Origin of the sequence: Streptomyces sp. BR123 (assembly GCF_013401435.1) — a bacterium.
In the GTDB taxonomy this organism is placed as follows: domain Bacteria; phylum Actinomycetota; class Actinomycetes; order Streptomycetales; family Streptomycetaceae; genus Streptomyces.
Genome location: NZ_JACBGN010000605.1, coordinates 1 through 1,299 on the forward strand (window position 1 = coordinate 1; position 1,299 = coordinate 1,299).

At 76.0% G+C, this 1,299-nt stretch carries 1 protein-coding gene; it reads left to right on the forward strand.

Features of this window, described 5'->3' with window-relative positions; translation table 11 throughout:
- Positions 1–79 precede the first annotated feature (79 nt).
- A complete protein-coding gene (locus tag HYE82_RS36595; protein WP_179178530.1) occupies positions 80–1,288 on the forward strand; it encodes an energy-coupling factor transporter transmembrane component T in 1,209 nt (402 codons plus the stop codon).
- Positions 1,289–1,299 lie beyond the last annotated feature (11 nt).

A 1,299-nucleotide genomic window follows, 5' to 3' on the forward strand; every position in this document is an offset into this window, starting at 1 on the left:
CCCCGCCGCCACCCCCTCGCGCAGGTACGCCGCGCCCTCGCGCAGGTACGCCGCCCCGGAAGCCCGGCGCGGCAACGCCCTGCACGCGGGAGCGTGGTGGCTGTGGGCGCTCGGGCTGGCCACCGCCGCGTCGAGGACCACCAACCCCCTCCTCCTCGGGCTGATCATCGCCGTGGCCGGCTACGTCGTCGCAGCGCGCCGCACGTCCGCGCCCTGGGCGCGCTCGTACGCCGCCTTCCTCAAGCTCGGCCTGTTCGTGATCGGCCTGCGGCTGCTGTTCTCCGCACTCCTCGGCTCACCGATCCCCGGCTCGCACGTGCTGTTCACCCTCCCCGAGGTCCCCCTCCCCGCATGGGCGCAGGGCATCCGCCTCGGCGGCCGCGTCACGGCCGAGCAGCTCGTCTTCGCCTTCTACGACGGGGCCAAGCTGGCCGCCCTCCTCGTCTGCGTCGGTGCGGCGAACGCCCTCGCCAATCCCGCCCGGCTGCTCAAGTCCCTCCCGGCCGCCCTCTACGAGGCGGGCGTCGCCGTCGTCGTCGCCATGACGTTCGCGCCGAACATGGTCGCCGACGTGGCCCGCCTGCGCGCCGCCCGCCGTCTGCGCGGCCGCCCCACCGGCGGCATCAAGGCCATCCTGCAGATCGGCCTGCCGGTCCTGGAGGGCGCCCTGGAGCGTTCCGTCGCGATCGCCGCCTCGATGGACGCCCGCGGGTACGGCCGTACCGCCCGGGTCCCGCCCGTGGTCCGGCACACCACCACCGCGCTCACCCTGGGCGGCCTGCTCGGCATGTGCGCGGGCACGTACGGACTGCTCGCCGCCGAAGGGGCCGCGTACGGCCTGCCCGTCCTGCTCATCGGCCTCGCCCTGGCCCTCGCGGGCCTGCGGCTCGGCGGGCGGCGCAGTGTGCGGACCTGCTACCGGCCCGACCGGTGGGGAGTGCGCGCGTGGCTGGTCGCCGGGTCGGGGGCGGCCGTCGCCGCGACGCTCGTGTACGCCGCCGGGGCCGACCCGCAGACCCTGCGGCCGGGGGTGGTCCCGCTGACGGCGCCGGTGCTGCCGCTGTGGCCGGCGGCCGCGGTGCTGATCGGCCTGCTACCGGCGGTCGTGGCGCCCGTACCGGGACCAGCGGGCGAACCCGGACCCACGAGCGGACCCGGACCTACGGGCGAACGCGGGCCGGCAGGCAGACCCCGAGGAACGGGCAAACCCGAACCGGCAGCCAGCGGCCTCGAACCGGCAGCCCCCACCCCCGGGCCACTTGTACCCCTGTCTCTTACACACATATGACGCGATCGAAA